The organism is Pseudomonas cichorii (genome assembly GCF_015471405.1).
Classification (GTDB): Bacteria; Pseudomonadota; Gammaproteobacteria; order Pseudomonadales; family Pseudomonadaceae; genus Aquipseudomonas; species Aquipseudomonas serbiensis.
Window position 1 is genome coordinate 376,542 of the sequence record NZ_BLVZ01000005.1, and the last position, 15,529, is coordinate 392,070.

Sequence of the window (15,529 nt, forward strand, 5' to 3'; positions counted from 1 at the left end):
ATCGCGCATTCTTCGCCCTCCACCACAGGAAGCATCGCTTGCCAAACGCCATCCTGCGCCTGGCCCTGCCCTCGCCGCTTCGACGCCTGTTCGACTATCGCGCTCCGGCCGGAGTATCGCGTAGCGCCTTGCAGCCGGGCATGCGTTTGCGGGTGCCATTCGGGCGGCGGGAAATGATCGGCATTCTGGTGGAAGTGGTCGATCACAGCGAAGTCCCCGACGAAAAGCTCAAGCCCGCCATCGCCCTGCTCGACAGTCAGGTACCCTTGCCGCCATCACTGTTCAAGCTGTGCCTGTGGACAGCCCAGTATTACCAGCACAGCCTGGGCGATACCCTGAGTTGGGCGCTGCCGGTTCTGCTGCGTCAGGGCGAACTGGCCGAAACACGCCAGGAGCGCTTCTGGCACGTGACACCTGGCGCAAGCGTCGACGACCCGCGTATCGCCCGTGCGCCCAAGCAGCGGGAAGCCCTGACCACCCTGGCCCAGCATCCGCACGGTGTAGCGCATCAATTGCTCAGCAAGCTGATGCTTAATAAGGAAAGCCTCAATCTGCTGCTGGCCAAAGGGCTGGTAGAGGTTGAGGTCCGCAGTCATGCACCGGCAGCGCGCCATGAGCACTGGCTGGCGCAGCCGGAACTGCCGCTCAATACAGAACAGCGCGCCGCTTGCGAAGCCATTCGGGCCGGTTTCGGCAGCTTTCATGCTTTCTTGTTGGCAGGCGTTACGGGCAGCGGCAAGACCGAAGTCTATTTGCAGTTGATCCGCGAAACGCTGGAAGCAGGCAAGCAGGCTCTGGTGCTGATCCCGGAAATCAACCTCGGGCCGCAAACACTGGCGCGTTTCGAGCAGCGTTTCAATGCCCGGATCGCCTTGCTGCACTCGGCCGTCAATGACCGCGAACGGCTGGACGCCTGGCTGGCGGCACGGGATGGCGAGGCCGATATCATAATCGGTACACGTTCGGCGCTGTTCACCCCGATGAAGAATCCGGGACTGATCATCATCGACGAAGAGCACGACGGCTCCTATAAACAGCAGGAAGGCCTGCGCTATCACGCCCGCGATCTGGCGCTGGTCCGCGCTCGACAAGAAAACATCCCGATTGTGCTGGGCTCGGCCACACCGTCTCTGGAAAGCCTGCATAACGCCTATACCGGCCGCTACGGCCTGCTGCGCCTGAACCAGCGGGCTGGCGGCGCACAGCAACCACGCTTCCTGCGCCTGGATGTGAAAAGCCGGCCGCTGGACAGCGGAATCTCAGGGCCGATGCAGCAAGCCATCGGCCAGACTCTCGCGGCCGGCCAGCAAGTACTGGTCTTCCTCAATCGTCGCGGTTTCGCGCCCACCTTGCTGTGCCACGACTGCGGCTGGCTGTCGGGATGCCAGCGCTGCGATGCGCGCATGACCGTGCATCAGCGCTCCGGCGAGTTGCGTTGCCATCATTGCGGGCATGTCGAGCGCGTGCCGCGCCAGTGCCCTTCATGCGGCAAGGTGGATTTGCGGCCAGTGGGCGCAGGCACCGAGCGGGCCGAGGAACGACTGGCGATTCTGTTCCCGGATTACCCGGTGCTACGGGTCGACCGTGACAGCACGTCGCGCAAGGACGCGATGAATCAGTTATTCGCCACCATTCAACGCGGGCAGCCGTGCATTCTGGTGGGCACGCAAATGCTCGCCAAAGGGCATCACTTCCCCCGCGTGACGCTGGTCTCGATCCTGGACGCCGATGGCGGGTTGTTCTCAGGTGATTTCCGCGCCAGCGAGCGTATGGCGCAGTTGATCGTGCAGGTGGCCGGGCGTGCTGGCCGCGCCGAAGAACCGGGCAAGGTGATTATCCAGACCCATCTGGCCGATCATCCGCTGCTGATCCAGTTGACCGAGCAAGGCTACTTCGCCTTTGCCGAACAGGCCCTGAGCGAGCGTCGTGCTGCCGGTCTGCCGCCCTTCTCGCATCTGGCCCTGCTGCGCGCCGAAGCCCACAAGCCGGGGCAGGCAGAAGAGTTTCTCGATCAGGCCTGCGCCGAGGCCGAGCAATTGCTGGCCCAAATGAATCTGGGCGGCGTTGAACTACTTGGCCCGGTCCCCGCTCCCATGGAACGGCGCGCCGGACGCTACCGGGCGCAATTGCTGGTCCAGGCCAACGCCAGAGCACCACTGCATCGCATGCTCAACAGTTGGCTGCTGATACTGGAGCAGATGCCCAGCGGCAGGCAGGTGCGCTGGTCGCTGGATGTGGACCCGGTGGATCTTTATTAAGCAGGTGGGTGTGCATTTTCGCGAATGAATTGGCTCCCACACCGTACGCAGCCGGATAGGAGCGAATTCATTCGCGAAGCCCACAGGCTAAGAAGGTTGGCAAGCTTGCCCCGGCAACGGATAATGCCCAGTTTTTCCACCCGCGCATCCCGGCGCCACCGCGCTTGCGGTTGAAGAGAGCATCATGAAAGACACCATTCGCCAGCTGATTCAACAAGCCCTGACCCGTCTCGTCACCGAGGGCGTCTTGCCAGAAGGGCTGACGCCGGCGATTCAGGTGGAAAACGCCCGAGACAAGACCCACGGCGATTTCGCCAGCAATATCGCGATGATGCTCGCCAAACCGGCCGGCATGAAACCCCGCGATCTGGCCGAAAAACTCATCGCCGCCCTGCCTGCCGACGAGCAGGTCAGCAAGGTCGAAATTGCAGGCCCGGGCTTTCTGAACTTCTTCCAGAACACTCAGGCACTGGCTGCGCGCCTGGATGCCGCACTGGCCGACGCGCAACTGTCGGTACGCAAGGCCAGCGCATCCCAGCGCGTGGTCGTTGACCTGTCGGCCCCGAACCTGGCCAAGGAAATGCACGTTGGCCACTTGCGCTCGACCATCATCGGCGACGGCGTGGCCAACGTTCTGGAGTTTCTGGGCGATACCGTGATTCGCCAGAACCACGTGGGCGACTGGGGAACCCAGTTCGGCATGCTGCTGGCCTACCTTCAGGAAAAACCCGCCACCAGCGACGAACTGTCCGACCTGGAAAACTTCTACCGCGCCGCCAAGCAGCGCTTCGACGAGTCCGAAGAGTTCGCAGAGCGCGCTCGCGGTCTGGTGGTCAAGTTGCAGGCGGGCGATGCCGATTGCCTTGCTCTGTGGAACCGCTTCAACGAGATCTCGCTGTCTCACTGCCAGAAGACCTACGAGCGCCTCAACGTCAAACTGACACCGGCTGACGTCAAGGGCGAAAGCGCCTACAACGACGATCTGGCCAATGTCGTCAGTGACCTGAAAGCTTCGGGCCTGCTGGTTGAAAGCAACGGCGCGCAGTGCGTCTTCCTCGAAGAATTCCGCACCGCCGAAGACACGCCACTGCCGGTCATCGTGCAAAAGGCCGGTGGCGGTTACCTGTATGCCACCACTGATCTGGCGGCCATCCGCTATCGCAGCAAGATCCTGAAAGCCGACCGCGTGTTGTACTTCGTCGACCAGCGTCAGGCTCTGCACTTCCAGCAAGTGTTTGAAGTCGCCCGCCGCGCCGGTTTCGTTCATGACGGCATGCAACTGGAGCACATGGGCTTCGGCACCATGAACGGCGCCGATGGCCGTCCGTTCAAGACCCGCGATGGCGGCACCGTCAAACTGATCGACCTGCTCGACGAAGCCGAAGAACGCGCCTACACGCTGGTGAAAGAGAAAAACCCGGAGGTCGCCGAAAGCGAGCTGCGCACCATCGCCAAGGCCGTGGGCATCAGCGCGGTGAAATACGCCGACCTGTCCAAGCATCGCACCAGCGATTACAGCTTCAACTTCGATCAGATGCTCAGTTTCGAGGGCAACACCGCGCCTTATCTGCTCTATGCGTACACCCGCGTTTCCGGCGTATTCCGCAAACTGGGTACGCCGTTCGATGCCACTCAAGGCCAGATCGTTCTGCAAGCACCGCAGGAGCAGGAACTGGCTGCACGCCTGGCTCAGTTCACGGAAACCCTGAATAACGTTGCAGAAAAAGGCACGCCTCACGTTCTTTGTGCTTACCTGTATGACCTTGCGGGTCTGTTTTCCAGCTTCTATGAAAACTGCCCGATCCTTGGTGCGGAAAATCCCGATCAACAACAGAGCCGTCTGCGTCTGGCGGCCCTGACCGGTCGCACTCTCAAGCAAGGCCTGGATCTATTGGGTCTGGAAACTCTGGAGCGTATGTAAGTTGGCAGTTGCGAAGAAGAAACCGGCTCCCAAGCGGGGCGCCAGCCGTTATCAGGCACCCGCGAAGAAGCCGATTCCAGGATGGTTATGGCTGGCGATTGGCTTGACCGTGGGTGCATTCATCGTCTTTCTGATGAAGCTCGAACCCGGCGGTGAAGACGTAAAACGTGCCAAGGCCGAGGCCAAGGCAGCCAAGATCGCCGAAGCGAACAAGACGCCACCGAGCCCGACGGCACCGGTCAAGCCGAAGTACGACTTCTACACGCTGCTGCCGGAATCGGAAGTGATCGTGCCGAACGAAGCGGTACCGGAAAAGACGCCACCGCCCGTGACCCCGATTGCACCCGTGTCGCCTGAGCAGGCGGCAAAGATCGACACCGCACGCGCCCAGGCGGCCCTCAGCGGCCTGACACCGCCACCGGCACCACCTGTAGCGACCGCAAAACCGGCGCCAGTGACCCAGTTCTTCCTGCAAGCGGGCTCGTTCCGCAAGAAGGAAGATGCTGACAAGGTGCGCGCGCAGATCATCCTGCTAGGCCAGACTTCGACAGTGGAGTCCGGCACGGTCAAGGAAGAAACCTGGTACCGGGTTCTGGTCGGCCCGTTCAGCAACCGCGAACAACTCACCACCGCCCAGAAGCAATTGGCGAGCGGCGGATTTAGTAACCTGTTGTTGCAACAGCGCAGCAAGCAGTAGCACAGGCTTCTGACCTCTTCGCGAATAAATTCGCTCCTACGGAAGCACACAGCAGCCCCGGTAGGAGCGAATTCATTCGCGAAAGCTTCATCACTGGCTTTTTCGCAAATGAATTCGCGGTTGAAATACCCAACCCCACCCCCATATGAGTCTGCATCAGGGCATTTTCGCCCCGCTGCGTGGAGACTCTCCCTTGACCACCATCGTTTCAGTGCGCCGCCACGGCAAAGTCGTCATGGCTGGCGACGGCCAGGTTTCCCTGGGCAACACCGTCATGAAAGGCAACGCGAAGAAAGTACGCCGCCTGTATCACGGTGAAGTTATCGCCGGTTTCGCCGGGGCCACGGCTGACGCTTTCACGCTGTTCGAGCGTTTTGAAGGCCAGCTGGAAAAGCATCAAGGCCATCTGGTACGTGCTGCCGTCGAACTGGCCAAGGACTGGCGTACCGATCGCTCCCTCAGCCGCCTGGAAGCCATGCTGGCCGTCGCCAACAAGGACGCCTCGCTGATCATCACCGGTAACGGCGATGTCGTGGAACCCGAAGATGGCCTGATCGCCATGGGCTCGGGTGGCGCATTCGCCCAGGCTGCTGCCCGTGCGCTGCTGCTCAAGACCGATCTGTCGGCCCGCGAGATCACCGAGACTGCATTGCACATCGCTGGCGATATTTGCGTGTTCACCAACCACAACATCACCATTGAGGAGCAGGACCTCGCTGAATAAGCCGTTGTCCGGCTGCGTAACCCGCACCCCTGCCGACTTCTTTATGCCTGAGGACCATCAATTACCATGTCCATGACTCCCCGTGAAATCGTCCACGAACTCAATCGCCACATCATTGGCCAGGACGATGCCAAGCGCGCCGTCGCCATTGCCTTGCGAAACCGCTGGCGCCGGATGCAGTTGCCAGAAGAACTGCGCGTCGAAGTAACGCCAAAGAACATTCTGATGATCGGCCCGACCGGCGTCGGTAAAACCGAAATCGCCCGTCGTCTGGCCAAGCTGGCCAATGCGCCGTTCCTGAAGGTTGAAGCCACCAAGTTCACTGAAGTGGGCTATGTGGGCCGTGACGTGGAGTCGATCATTCGTGATCTGGCCGACGCCGCCATCAAGCTGCTGCGCGAACAGGAAATCGTCAAGGTCCGTCACCGCGCAGAAGACGCTGCCGAAGACCGCATCCTTGATGCCTTGCTGCCACCTGCTCGCAACGGTTTCAGTGAAGAACCGGTTTCGACCAGCGATTCCAATACCCGTCAGCTGTTCCGCAAGCGTCTGCGCGAAGGCCAACTGGACGACAAGGAAATCGAGATCGAGGTCAACGACACCGTGGGCGTCGATATTTCCGCGCCGCCCGGCATGGAAGAAATGACCAACCAGCTGCAAAGCCTGTTTGCCAACATGGGCAAGGGCAAGAAGAAGAGCCGCAAGCTCAAGGTCAAGGAAGCGCTCAAGCTGGTGCGCGACGAAGAGGCCAGCCGCCTGGTCAACGATGAAGAGTTGAAGGTCAAGGCGCTGGAAGCCGTCGAACAACACGGCATCGTGTTCATCGACGAGATCGACAAAGTCGCCAAGCGCGGCAACTCCGGCGGTGTCGATGTTTCCCGTGAAGGCGTACAGCGCGACCTGCTGCCGCTGATCGAAGGCTGCACCGTGAATACCAAACTGGGCATGGTCAAGACCGACCACATCCTGTTCATCGCTTCGGGTGCGTTCCACCTGAGCAAGCCAAGCGATCTGGTGCCCGAGCTGCAAGGCCGTCTGCCGATTCGTGTCGAACTCAAGGCCCTCACGCCTCAGGACTTCGAGCGCATCCTCAGCGAACCGCATGCCTCGCTGACCGAGCAATATCGCGAACTGCTCAAGACCGAAGGCCTGGGCATCGAGTTCAAGCCTGACGGCATCAAGCGTCTGGCCGAGATTGCCTGGCAGGTCAACGAGAAAACCGAAAACATCGGTGCCCGCCGCCTGCACACCCTGCTGGAACGCCTGCTTGAAGAAGTGTCGTTCAGCGCAGGCGATCTGGCTGGCAGCCCGGATGCCTCGCCGATACTGATCGACGCCGACTACGTCAACAGCCACCTGGGCGAACTGGCCAACGACGAAGACCTGTCGCGGTATATTTTGTAAGTAGCTGCAAGTTGGGAGCTGTAAGCTGCAAGCTGATTGTGCTTGTAGCTTGCAGCTGCTTTCACTTGAAGCTTGTCACTGCTTCACTTGTAGCTTGTCACTTGTAGCTTGAGGCTCCCCACCGTGCCCCCCATCCCAACCGCCATCCAGCTCCACAAAGCCTCGAAAACCCTGACGCTCAAGTACGGGCCGGATGAGGCATATCATTTACCTGCGGAGTTTCTGCGGGTGCATTCGCCTTCCGCCGAGGTTCAGGGCCATGGCAAGCCGATCCTGCAATTCGGCAAGCTGGGGGTAGGTCTGACCAAGATCGAGCCTGCGGGCCAGTACGCGCTGAAACTGACCTTCGATGATGGCCATGACAGCGGCCTGTTCACCTGGGAATACCTCTACGAGCTGTCCAGACGCCAGGAGTCCTTGTGGGAGGATTATCTGCTGGAGTTGCAAAAGGCAGGTAAATCCCGCGACCCTTCCGAGCAAGTCATCAGGCTTATGCTCTAGTCATCAGAAAAAATGACGACACACGCTCGTCAGTTTTTCCAGCAGCCCCAGACAACGCATATATCTTCCAGAAAGCTCTAGCCTGCCGTTTGACGTATTAGGAAGCGCTTTCTAATCTGTTTTGTTTCAATGTCCCGCGCAGCGGTCAATGACTGACGCTGCTTGCGATTTTTTGAAATCTCGCGTAACCAATGACTTTGGTAAATTCCCTGCATCCCTTCGATGCGCGAATAACAAGCAGTATGCAAAGCAGTGGTCACATGAAGCGCAGCTGTTCAGGCGCCTTCGCGGTAGCTTGCATAAACCACGGGAATTGGCAGCCAAGCCATCATCGGTCACACGAGCAGTAGTACTGACGACTCGCCTGTGTCACTGGCTCACAGGGAAAGTCAGTACTCGTCTCAGGACAATGGAGCGTCGTAGATGAGTAGCAAGAACAACGATGACCTGCAGCAACAAGCCTCTGAACACACCTTGGGTTTGAACCCGGTGGTTGGCTTGCGCCGCAAGGATTTACTGACCACCGCTCGCATGGTTCTGCGCCAGGCAATCAAGCAGCCGTTCCACAGCCTCAAGCATGTCGCCCACTTGAGTGTTGAAATAAAGAACGTGATGTTCGGCAAGTCTGCCCTGCAGCCAGCCGCTGACGACAGACGCTTTGCGGACCCGGCATGGAGCCAGAACCCGCTGTATCGTCGTTATTTGCAGAGCTACCTGGCCTGGCGCAAGGAGCTGCATGACTGGATCGACGGCAGCAACCTCACCCCTCAGGACATCAGCCGTGGTCATTTTGTGATCAACCTGATGACCGAAGCCATGTCTCCGACCAATACGGCCGCCAACCCGGCTGCGGTAAAGCGTTTCTTCGAGACTGGCGGTAAAAGCATATTCGATGGCCTGGCGCACATGGCCAAGGATCTGGTGCATAACGGTGGCATGCCGAGCCAGGTCAACATGGACGCCTTTGAAGTCGGCAAGAACCTGGGGACCACCGAAGGTTCGGTGGTGTTTCGCAACGATGTGCTGGAGCTGATCCAGTACAAGCCCATCACCGAGCAGGTCCATGAACGGCCATTGCTGGTGGTGCCGCCGCAGATCAACAAGTTCTACGTCTTCGACCTGAGCCCGGAAAAAAGCCTGGCGCGCTTTTGTCTGCGCAGCAACGTACAGACCTTCATCGTCAGTTGGCGTAACCCGACCAAGGCGCAGCGTGAATGGGGCCTGTCCACTTACATCGAGGCCTTGAAGGAAGCGGTCGATGTGGTGACAGCCATCACCGGCAGCAAGGACATCAATATGCTCGGCGCCTGCTCGGGCGGCATCACCTGCACCGCATTGCTTGGGCATTACGCCGCGCTGGGCGAGCAGAAGGTTCATGCACTGACGCTACTGGTCAGCGTGCTGGATACCACGCTGGATACCGAAGTTGCCCTGTTCGTCGATGAACAGACCCTGGAAACGGCCAAGCGCCACTCCTATCAGGCTGGCGTGCTGGAAGGTCGCGACATGGCCAAGGTCTTCGCCTGGATGCGCCCCAACGACCTGATCTGGAACTACTGGGTCAACAACTACCTGCTGGGTAACGAACCGCCCGTGTTCGACATCCTGTTCTGGAACAACGACACCACTCGCCTGCCGGCTGCCTTTCACGGCGATCTGATCGAGATGTTCAAGAACAACCCTCTGACCCGCCCCAATGCCCTTGAGGTCTGTGGCACTCCGATCGATCTGAAGCAGGTCACCAGCGATGTGTTCTGTCTGGCGGGCACCAACGACCACATCACGCCTTGGGCGTCGTGCTACAAGTCGGCCCGTCTGTTCGGCGGCAAGACCGAGTTCGTGCTCTCCAGCAGCGGCCATATCCAGAGCATTCTCAACCCGCCGGGCAACCCCAAGGCCCGCTACATGACCAACACCGAACTGCCGGCCGAACCTTCGGCATGGCAAGAAAACGGCACCAAGCACACCGATTCATGGTGGCTACACTGGCAGGCCTGGAAGACCGAGCGCTCGGGCAAACTGAAAAAGGCCCCTGCGACACTGGGCAACAAGGCCTACCCTGCAAGCGAAGCTTCACCCGGTACCTACGTTCACGAACGCTAAGCGGATTGGATACGAGCGAATGCGCGCTGCCGGGTCCAGGATGGAAGTACCGGCGGCAAACGTTACGCAAACATGACCGGCGCACCTCGGTCGATCTGGTAAAAGCGCAGGACGGCTTTCCCAGCGGTTTAACCAACAGGGCTTAGCGTATGCCTCAACCGTTTGTTTTCCGTTCCATTGACCTGGACGGTCATACCATTCGCACAGCTGTGCGACCCGGCAAGAGTCATCTGACGCCCTTGCTGGTGTTCAACGGCATTGGTGCCAACCTTGAGTTGGTGTTTCCGTTTGTTGACGCCCTGGACCCGGATCTGGAAGTCATCGCCTTCGATGTGCCGGGCGTCGGTGGCTCCTCGACACCCAGTCGCCCCTATCGTTTTCCGGGGCTGGCGAAGCTGGCGGCGCGTATGCTCGACTATCTGGATTACGGCCAGGTCAATGCGATTGGTGTGTCATGGGGCGGAGCACTGGCTCAGCAGTTCGCCCACGATTACCCGGAGCGTTGCAGGAAACTGGTCCTGGCGGCCACTGCGGCAGGCATGGTCATGGTGCCGGGCAAGCCCCGTGTTTTGTGGTTGATGGCCAGCCCGCGGCGTTATATCCAGCCGTCACATGTGATCCGCATTGCGCCGGAGATCTATGGCGGGGCATTCCGGCGAGATCCGCATCTGGCCGCCAACCATGCAGCCAAGGTACGTTCGTCCGGCAAACTCGGCTACTACTGGCAACTGTTCGCAGGCATGGGCTGGACCAGCATCCACTGGCTGCACAAGATTCATCAGCCGACACTGGTTCTGGCCGGTGACGACGATCCGTTGATCCCTTTGGTAAATATGCGCCTTTTGGCTTGGCGTATACCCAATGCCCAGCTACACATAATCGATGACGGTCATTTGTTCCTGATTACCAGGGCCGAAGCCGTAGCCCCCATCATCATGAGTTTTCTGCAGCAGGAGCGCCAACGCGCTGTCATGCATCCACAGCCCACACCACCCAAAGGGCACTGATCAGACCTGTAGTACTCAAGGAAGCAGGAAAGCTTCGAGAACTATTCGCTTCACCGACTGCGCCGCGTACCGGAGTGTCGCACAGCGCAGAACGACGCACGCTGCCATGACAGGCACTGCGTCAGTCTATTGGTTGATGGCTTGACGAAGGAGTGTTGCCCTCATGCGAGACAAATCAACGAAGGTTGCCGCCACTACACCGGCGACCTTCATAAACGCACAAAGCGCCATTACCGGCCTGCGTGGTCGCGACCTGTTTCATACGCTGCGAAGCGTCGCCTCCCAAGGCTGGAAACACCCCCTTCGTAGCGCCCGACATGCCTTGGCGTTAGGTAGCCAGTTAGGCAAAGTCATGCTTCTGGGAGAAATGCCTCATACACCCAACCCGCGTGACAGCCGCTTTGCAGACCCGACCTGGAGCCTGAACCCGCTGTATCGCCGTGGCTTGCAGGCTTACCTGAGCTGGCAGCATCAGACCAGGCTCTGGATCGATGAAAGCGATCTGTCCAAGGATGACCGGGCACGGGCGCACTTTCTCTTCACGCTGATCAACGATGCGCTGTCGCCGTCCAATACCCTGCTCAACCCGCTGGCCATCAAAGAGCTTTTCAATTCAGGCGGCAGCAGCCTGTTCAAAGGCCTGGGCCACATGGCCGATGACCTGCTGCACAACAATGGCCTGCCTCGCCAGACCACCAAGGACGCCTTCGAGATCGGTCGCACTGTCGCCACCACGTCCGGAGCCGTGGTGTTTCGCAACGATATTCTGGAGCTGATCCAGTACAAGCCGATGAGTGAAAAGCAATACTCACGGCCATTGCTGATCGTGCCCCCGCAGATCAACAAGTTCTACATCTTCGACCTCAGCCCCAACAACAGCTTTGTGCAGTACGCCCTGAAGAACGGCCTGCAGACCTTCGCCATCAGTTGGCGCAACCCCGATGTGCGGCATCGCGAATGGGGGCTGTCCAGTTACGTCGAGGCGACCGAAGAAGCCATGAATGTCTGCCGGGCGATTACCGGCGCCCGCGAGGTCAATCTGTTGGGTGCCTGTGCAGGCGGCCTGACCATCGCCGCCCTGCAGGGGCATTTGCAGGCCAAGCGACAGATACGCCGGGTTGCCAGCGCTACCTATATGGTCAGTCTGCTGGACAGCCAGATCGAAAGCCCTGCCACCCTGTTCATCGACGAGGAATCGCTGGAAGCTGCCAAGCGGCGCTCCTACCAACGCGGCGTGCTGGAAGGCAGCGACATGAGCCGGATCTTTGCCTGGATGCGCCCCAACGATCTGATATGGAGCTACTGGATCAACAACTACCTGCTGGGCAAGGCACCGCCACCGTTCGACATCCTCTACTGGAACAACGACACCACTCGCCTGACGGCGGCCCTGCATGGCGACCTGCTGGACTTCTTCAAGCACAACCCGCTCAGCCATCCGGGCGGGCTGGAAGTGTGCGGCACGCCTATCGACCTGCAAAAAGTGACCGTAGACAGCTTCAGCATTGCCGGTATCAACGACCACATCACGCCATGGGATTCGGTCTATCGCTCTACGCTGCTGCTGGGCGGCGAGCGACGTTTCCTGCTCTCCAACAGCGGTCATGTGCAAAGCATTCTCAATCCACCGGGCAACCCGAAAGCCAACTTCGTCGAGAACGACAAGCTGAGCAGCGACCCGCGAGCCTGGTATTACGATGCCAAACACAACGATGGCAGTTGGTGGCCAACCTGGCTGAAATGGATTCACGAGCGCTCAGGCACCCAGCACGAAACCCGGATCGAGCTTGGCAACGCCAATTACCCTTCGATGGAAGCCGCGCCGGGAACCTATGTGCATATGCGTTGAAGGTATAAACAGGAAACCTGCGACCACATCGGCGCCACGCTGTTGCATAACAAACAGGTAGGAGCGCCTACATTGACGTTGCCATTCATGCTGTGGCGTTCGAGCCATAACCCAAACAAGAAGACTGGATGAAAACCCGCGACCGAATACTTGAATGCGCCCTGATACTGTTCAATCAGCAGGGCGAGCCTAATGTGTCCACCCTGGAAATCGCCAACGAACTGGGCATCAGCCCCGGTAATCTGTACTACCACTTCCATGGCAAAGAGCCGTTGGTGATGGAGTTGTTCGAGCGTTTCCAGAACGAACTGACTCCACTGCTCGATCCGCCCTCCGATGCGCGACTCAATGCCGAAGACTATTGGCTGTTCCTGCACCTGATCGTCGAGCGCCTTGCGCACTACAGATTCCTGTTTCAGGACCTGTCCAACCTGGCCGGGCGCCTGCCCAAGCTGGCACGCGGCATTCGCAACCTGCTCAACTCGCTCAAGCGCACCCTGGCTTCGCTGCTGGCACGACTCAAGGCTCAGGGACAATTGATCAGCGAAACACAGGCACTGGGCCAACTGGTGGAGCAGATCACCATGAACCTGCTGTTCTCACTGGACTATCAGCGCATTCTGGGCCGCGAAGGTGAAGTGCGGGTGGTGGTCTATCAGATCATGATGCTCGTTACACCGCATCTGGTGCCGACATCAAGGCAGGCGGCCGAGGAACTGGCCATGCAGTATTTGAGCAGGTAAACCCGGCCTGTGGAACAGGCCGGGCTGGATGTAGCAAGCTGTTATCAGGCCTGACCGGTTGTTGGCGCCGACGCAGCGGGGGTCGACGGCGCAGCAGCCGGAGCAGCAGCTGGTGCTGCCGAAGCCGCTGGCTTGGCAGCAGGTTTTGCAGCCGGCTTCCTGGCAGCAGGTTTTTTCGGCGCAGGCTTGGCCGCAGACTTGGCTTTGTCCGCAGTTGCAGCCGCAGCTTTGCTTACAGCATCAACCGGCTTGGCGGCCGCTTTCTTGACTGCCGGTTTGGCCGCTGCAGTTTTAGTCGCAACCTTGTTCGCGGTCTTCTCTACAGTTTTGGCTGCAGCCTTGACCAACGGTTTAGCGGTGCTTTTGGCAGGTGCAGTCGAGCGCGACGCAACCGGCCTGGCCTTGGTACCGGTCAGCAGCTCGATCTGGCGGGTCAATTCATCGACCTTGCTGTGCAACGCCTGCACTTCATTACGGCTTGGAACACCCAGGCGCGAAATGGCACTGTTCAGACGCTTGTCGAACGCGCCTTCGAGTTCATTCCATTTGCCCAGCGCAAGATCCTTGACGTCACCTACACGGGACTTGGCCGCCTTCGCGGTATCCTTGGCATTGTCGAGTTGCTTCCCGGCTTCCACCTTGGTCTGCTTCTCGGCCTTTTCGCCGTCTTTTACCAGTGTTTCAAATAACTTACTGCCGTCATTGCTGATCTTGGAGTAAGCGCCCAAACCAGCCAGCCAGATCTGGCGAGAGTACTTCTCAACCTCGCCAATCCAGGAGCTGCCTTCTTTTTCAACTTTTTTCTTGCCAGCCATCCTGCTCTCCTTAATGTTCAGGCTCGATACGTTCGAGCTTTTTGGGCTCGTTACGTTCGAGCTTTTTAGGCCCGACACGTTCAAGCAATGCCGTCAGCTCATCGAGCTTAGCAGAGAGTGTCTCAACATCATGTTTAGATGGAATGCCGATCCGGTTCAAGCCCTTGGCGACACGACGATCAAAGGCGCTTTCGATCTTGTCGAGCTGAGCCTCGACACGGCCCTTGACGCCTGAAACCTCGCCCTTGATCGAATCGATTTCGCTGTTGGCCGCTTCAAGCTTTTCATCGACAGCCTTCTTGGCGTCTTTCTCCACTTTTTCGCCAGTCTTGATCAGCTCTCTGACGTACTCGGTGCCTTCCTGATTGGCCTTGGCATAAGCGCCCAGGCCAGCCAGCCAGATTTTGCGGGCATACAGTTTCACTTCGGAAAACGCTGTTGCCTGCTCGTCTTCAATTTTTTTCTTCAGGGTAGCCTTGGCCATGGTGCACCTCACTCTCGAAAGTTCAAGGAACCGCCCTTGTCGGGGCATGACTCAAAAGTACGGAGAAAAATTAGAATGCACACCCTAGGTAACAGGTTATGAATGACTCGTGCAGCCTGCGCAGTCATTTCCCTTAACTTTTCAGGGTCTTATCTCTATAAAAATCAAAGGGTTAGTGCATGAAAGCAAGCGTTCCAAGGCATCAAGAAAGTATTGGACGTACCATGAAATTCAATAGCGCCACCCTGTTTCTCGCTCTCGTCCTGGCAGGATGCGACGAAGAGCCACAACCTGCGCAGATGCCTGCTTCAGAAGACGCACTGGCCCAGTATCAAACAATTCGCATCGGCAATGAGCGGTTGAGCCTGCCCACCATTGCATTGCTCTCCTCGACCACGAACAGCAACCTGATACTGAACGACGGCAAAGAGGTGCCTGCAAAAAAGGTGTTATCACACAGCACACATGGCACATATGTCTCGCTGATTCAGTTGGACCTTGATGCTTATAGTCAGTTACAAGACTTCGCCCTCGATACACATGCTTATGTTTCCAAGGCTTTTTGCGAGAAGTTGTTGACGCATTGGGAAAGGAGTCAATGCAAAACGGGCCTCTATGATGGAAAGCATGTGTTCAGCCCTCACACGTTCAGTGTTGTCGAACGCAGCTACCTCATCGACTCGAAAGAACAGCTATTTGCATTCGCTGGCAAGGGGCCGACCGGTGGCGATGCGGCCCGGAAAATGATCGCAGAGGGATCTGGGTCGCAAATTACGTGCGTCCCCACGCAACAGCCGCTGTGCACAGCGCTCATGCCCATTCGGGACGATCTTCTGGTCGTCTGGGCCACTCGACAGGAGTCGGTGGAAGAGGATCGAAAGAACGTCCGCTGGATCGTGGAAAAGTACCTGGGCAAGTAGCCTCACGGCAGCAGGAGTGAATTCATTCGCGAAGGGGCGGGACCTGCAGAGGAAATGCGTCGGTCGGAGTGACGTCATCGCGGATGAATCCGCTCCTACGGGC

At 58.7% G+C, this 15,529-nt stretch carries 13 protein-coding genes; 11 read left to right on the top strand and 2 right to left on the bottom strand.

Annotated elements, in window-relative coordinates:
* Positions 1–38 precede the first annotated feature (38 nt).
* The 10 genes from JL015_RS09760 to JL015_RS09805 all read left to right on the top strand — a co-directional run bounded on the left by JL015_RS09760 (position 39) and on the right by JL015_RS09805 (position 13,207).
* The gene (locus JL015_RS09760; RefSeq protein ID WP_201018321.1) at positions 39–2,258 is read left to right on the top strand and encodes a primosomal protein N'; all 2,220 of its coding nucleotides are present in this window, start codon (positions 39–41) and stop codon (positions 2,256–2,258) included.
* Positions 2,259–2,442: 184 nt separating this feature from the next.
* Positions 2,443–4,179, top strand: coding sequence for an arginine--tRNA ligase (gene argS / locus JL015_RS09765; RefSeq protein ID WP_201018322.1), 1,737 nt, complete (start codon positions 2,443–2,445; stop codon positions 4,177–4,179).
* Position 4,180: 1 nt separating this feature from the next.
* Complete coding sequence (locus JL015_RS09770; protein ID WP_025262299.1) at positions 4,181–4,876, top strand: SPOR domain-containing protein; 696 nt, start codon at positions 4,181–4,183, stop codon at positions 4,874–4,876.
* A gap of 193 nt (positions 4,877–5,069) precedes the next feature.
* Positions 5,070–5,600: an ATP-dependent protease subunit HslV gene (gene hslV / locus JL015_RS09775; protein WP_025262300.1), complete on the top strand. Its 531-nt coding sequence runs from the start codon at positions 5,070–5,072 to the stop codon at positions 5,598–5,600.
* 66 nt (positions 5,601–5,666) lie between these two features.
* Positions 5,667–7,004, top strand: a complete 1,338-nt coding sequence (gene hslU / locus JL015_RS09780; protein ID WP_201018323.1) for an ATP-dependent protease ATPase subunit HslU — start codon at positions 5,667–5,669, stop codon at positions 7,002–7,004.
* A gap of 123 nt (positions 7,005–7,127) precedes the next feature.
* Positions 7,128–7,505 (top strand): gamma-butyrobetaine hydroxylase-like domain-containing protein, encoded by a 378-nt coding sequence (locus tag JL015_RS09785; protein WP_201018324.1) that lies wholly within the window; start codon positions 7,128–7,130, stop codon positions 7,503–7,505.
* 423 nt (positions 7,506–7,928) lie between these two features.
* Positions 7,929–9,608 (top strand): class II poly(R)-hydroxyalkanoic acid synthase, encoded by a 1,680-nt coding sequence (phaC, locus tag JL015_RS09790; RefSeq protein ID WP_201001461.1) that lies wholly within the window; start codon positions 7,929–7,931, stop codon positions 9,606–9,608.
* Positions 9,609–9,757: 149 nt separating this feature from the next.
* Entirely contained in the window at positions 9,758–10,615 is an 858-nt protein-coding gene (gene phaZ, locus JL015_RS09795; protein ID WP_122315867.1) for a poly(3-hydroxyalkanoate) depolymerase, read from the top strand.
* A gap of 163 nt (positions 10,616–10,778) precedes the next feature.
* A complete protein-coding gene (gene phaC, locus JL015_RS09800) occupies positions 10,779–12,464 on the top strand; it encodes a class II poly(R)-hydroxyalkanoic acid synthase (RefSeq protein WP_201018325.1) in 1,686 nt (561 codons plus the stop codon).
* A gap of 128 nt (positions 12,465–12,592) precedes the next feature.
* Complete coding sequence (locus tag JL015_RS09805) at positions 12,593–13,207, top strand: TetR/AcrR family transcriptional regulator (RefSeq protein ID WP_201018326.1); 615 nt, start codon at positions 12,593–12,595, stop codon at positions 13,205–13,207.
* A gap of 44 nt (positions 13,208–13,251) precedes the next feature.
* Here the strand turns inward: JL015_RS09805 and JL015_RS09810 are convergent, their stop codons facing one another.
* Entirely contained in the window at positions 13,252–14,022 is a 771-nt protein-coding gene (locus JL015_RS09810) for a phasin family protein (RefSeq protein ID WP_201018327.1), read from the bottom strand.
* A gap of 10 nt (positions 14,023–14,032) precedes the next feature.
* Positions 14,033–14,506, bottom strand: coding sequence for a phasin family protein (locus JL015_RS09815; protein ID WP_201001456.1), 474 nt, complete (start codon positions 14,504–14,506; stop codon positions 14,033–14,035).
* Positions 14,507–14,730: 224 nt separating this feature from the next.
* On the opposite strand from JL015_RS09815, the gene JL015_RS09820 reads away from it, so the two are divergent.
* Positions 14,731–15,426 carry a hypothetical protein gene (locus tag JL015_RS09820; RefSeq protein ID WP_201018328.1) on the top strand — a complete coding sequence of 232 codons (696 nt, stop codon included), beginning with the start codon at positions 14,731–14,733 and terminating at the stop codon, positions 15,424–15,426.
* Positions 15,427–15,529: the final 103 nt, after the last annotated feature.